Genomic DNA, 3,046 nt, shown 5'->3' on the forward strand with positions numbered 1-3,046 from the left:
TCTTCCAGGCCGGGTTGGGCGTGGTTGGGCCAAGGATCAGATCGACGTCTTCGAACGCGGCCATAAAGTCGTTTTTGATCAGACGGCGGATCTTTTGCGCTTGCAGGTAGTAGGCGTCGTAGTAACCGGCCGACAACGCGTAGGCGCCAACCATAATGCGCCGCTGCACTTCCGGGCCGAAGCCTTCGGCGCGCGAACGCTTGTAGAGGTCGGTGAGGTCTTTGGGGTTTTCGCAGCGGTAGCCGAAGCGCACGCCGTCAAACCGCGACAGGTTGGAAGAAGCTTCTGCTGGAGCGATCACGTAGTACGCCGGGATGGCGTGCTGCATGTTCGGCAGGCTGATTTCCTTCACCACGGCGCCGAGCTTTTCCAGCTCTTTAACGCTGGCCTGGATCAGCTCGGCAATGCGAGGGTCGAGACCGGCGCTGAAGTATTCCTTCGGCAAGCCAATGCGCAGGCCCTTGATCGAGTTGTTGAGGGTGGCGGAGTAATCCGGCACTGGCTCATCAACGCTGGTGGAATCTTTGCCATCGAAGCCGGCCATGCCTTGCAACAGCAGGGCGCAGTCTTCGGCGGTGCGCGCCAAGGGGCCAGCCTGATCAAGGCTCGAGGCGTAGGCGATCATGCCCCAGCGCGAAACGCGGCCGTAAGTGGGCTTGAGGCCGGTGAGGTTGGTCAGCGCGGCGGGCTGGCGAATCGAGCCGCCGGTGTCGGTGCCGGTGGCCACTGGCAGCAGGCGCGCGGCTACCGCAGCAGCGGAACCGCCGGACGAGCCGCCCGGAACGTGCTCGAGATTCCACGGGTTTTTTACTGCGCCGTAGTGGCTCGATTCGTTGGCCGAACCCATGGCGAATTCGTCCATGTTGGTTTTGCCCAGGCTCACAGCGCCGGCGGCGGCCAGCTTGGCGACCACGGTGGCATCGTAGGGCGCGGTGAAGTTGTCGAGCATCTTCGAGCCGCAACTGGTGCGTACACCTTGGGTGCAGAACAAGTCTTTATGTGCCAGCGGCGCGCCGAGCAGTGCGCCGGTCTCGCCAGCAGCGCGGCGGGCGTCGGCGGCTTTGGCTTGTTGCAGCGCGTTGTCTTCAGTAACGGTGATAAAGCTGTTGAGCTGTGGGTCCAGTTGGGCGATACGCGCCAGCAAACTGCGGGTCAGCTCTTCAGAGGAGAATTTCTTGGCCGCAAGGCCTTGGGCAATCTCGGCCAGGGTCAGTTGGTGCATGTCCACATCCTTACTCAATAACCTTGGGAACCAGGTACAGGCCGTCTTGCACGGCGGGGGCGATGGCTTGGTAGACATCGCGCTGGTTCTGTTCGGTGACTTTGTCTTCGCGCAGGCGCTGGGTCGCTTCCAGCGGGTGGGCCAGGGGCTCGATGCCGGTGGTGTCCACCGCCTGCATCAGGTCGACCAGGCCGAGAATGTTATTGAGTGTTTCAGTGGTGCGGGGGATATCGGCGTCGTTCAGACCCAGTCGGGCCAAATGAGCGATTTTCTCCACCTCGGAGCGTTCAAGCGCCATCGGGTGTTCTCCAATTAAATAGAACGGCCTGCGAGAGGCGAGTAGAAGTCCGTAGGGAATGTCGTACGGAACAGATAACATCAGCGCGCGGTCATAACACGCCAAGTCGGCGCTAATGCCGGGAAAAGGCGGCAATTTAACATATTGGCGCCTTGCCCAAAATCCCCGTCGTTGTTAGAGTTTGCCGCACTTTTTTACCCACGCGTTGCCTAGGGTCCCTATCCCATGTTTAAGAAACTGCGTGGCATGTTTTCCAGTGATCTTTCGATCGACCTGGGCACTGCCAATACCCTGATTTATGTTCGCGAACGCGGCATCGTGCTGAACGAGCCATCCGTGGTCGCCATCCGTACCCACGGCAACCAGAAGAGTGTCGTCGCGGTCGGAACCGAAGCCAAGCGTATGCTTGGCCGTACGCCCGGCAACATCGCCGCTATTCGTCCAATGAAAGACGGCGTTATCGCAGACTTCAGCGTCTGCGAAAAAATGCTGCAGTACTTCATTAACAAAGTGCACGAAAACAGCTTTCTGCAGCCCAGCCCTCGCGTATTGATCTGCGTACCGTGCAAATCCACTCAAGTTGAACGTCGTGCCATTCGTGAGTCGGCCCTGGGTGCTGGTGCCCGCGAAGTGTTCCTTATCGAAGAGCCAATGGCTGCTGCCATCGGTGCCGGCCTGCCGGTAGAAGAAGCACGCGGTTCGATGGTGGTCGACATCGGTGGTGGTACCACTGAAATCGCCCTGATCTCCTTGAACGGTGTGGTCTATGCCGAATCCGTGCGTGTGGGCGGCGACCGCTTCGACGAAGCGATCATTACCTACGTGCGCCGTAACTACGGCAGCCTGATCGGTGAATCCACCGCTGAACGCATCAAGCAGGAAATCGGCACCGCGTACGCGGGTGGCGAACTGCGTGAAGTAGACGTACGTGGCCGTAACCTGGCTGAAGGCGTACCGCGCAGCTTTACCCTGAACTCCAACGAAGTGCTCGAAGCGCTGCAAGAGTCCCTGGCCACCATCGTGCAAGCGGTGAAAAGTGCCCTGGAACAATCGCCGCCGGAACTGGCTTCCGACATCGCCGAGCGTGGTTTGGTGCTCACCGGTGGTGGCGCTTTGCTGCGTGACCTCGACAAACTGCTGGCCCAGGAAACTGGCCTACCGGTGATCGTTGCTGAAGATCCACTGACTTGCGTTGCCCGTGGCGGCGGTAAGGCTCTGGAAATGATGGATCGTCACACCATGGATCTGCTGTCTAGCGAATAAATGTTCCAGGCCATGGGAAAACTACTGCGCTCGGTTATGCCGCGTTAAAAACAGTTTCAAAATGCTCATTGGCTACAGCCAACGCCGCTTTTTCACTGTTCTGCCTCGCCTAAGCTCCGCTCGCTACGTTTTCAAACGGCCTGACCATTTAGAAAAGCGCAGTTGTCGTTGGGCCCACTCCGGTGGGCTCATTGCATTTACGCCGGTTACACTGCGCCCTCAGACTCTAAGCCCACCAGCCAGCGATGCGAACCGTATGAACA

The 3,046-nt window shown here is 59.2% G+C and carries 3 protein-coding genes; 1 reads left to right on the forward strand and 2 read right to left on the reverse strand.

All coding sequences use genetic code 11. From position 1 onward, the window contains the following. Together gatA and gatC are read right to left on the reverse strand one after the other, a co-directional pair. Positions 1-1,222: Asp-tRNA(Asn)/Glu-tRNA(Gln) amidotransferase subunit GatA (gene gatA / locus AAAB16_RS08815; RefSeq protein WP_340662996.1), on the reverse strand; the 1,222-nt coding region annotated here is incomplete at its 3' end. A 10-nt stretch (positions 1,223-1,232) separates the two neighbouring features. Then, positions 1,233-1,520 (reverse strand): Asp-tRNA(Asn)/Glu-tRNA(Gln) amidotransferase subunit GatC, encoded by a 288-nt coding sequence (gene gatC / locus AAAB16_RS08820; RefSeq protein ID WP_340662997.1) that lies wholly within the window; start codon positions 1,518-1,520, stop codon positions 1,233-1,235. A gap of 225 nt (positions 1,521-1,745) precedes the next feature. On the opposite strand from gatC, the gene mreB reads away from it, so the two are divergent. Continuing rightward, entirely contained in the window at positions 1,746-2,783 is a 1,038-nt protein-coding gene (gene mreB / locus AAAB16_RS08825; protein WP_108096189.1) for a rod shape-determining protein MreB, read from the forward strand. Positions 2,784-3,046: the final 263 nt, after the last annotated feature.

The sequence above is a fragment of the Pseudomonas sp. genome, from assembly GCF_037994325.1.
Classification (GTDB): Bacteria; Pseudomonadota; Gammaproteobacteria; order Pseudomonadales; family Pseudomonadaceae; genus Aquipseudomonas.

Coding starts and splice junctions, on each gene's coding strand:
- gatC (WP_340662997.1), bottom strand. CDS start 1,520: ATGGCGCTTGAACGCTCCGAGGTGGAGAAAATCGCTCATTTGGCCCGA.
- mreB (WP_108096189.1), top strand. CDS start 1,746: ATGTTTAAGAAACTGCGTGGCATGTTTTCCAGTGATCTTTCGATCGAC.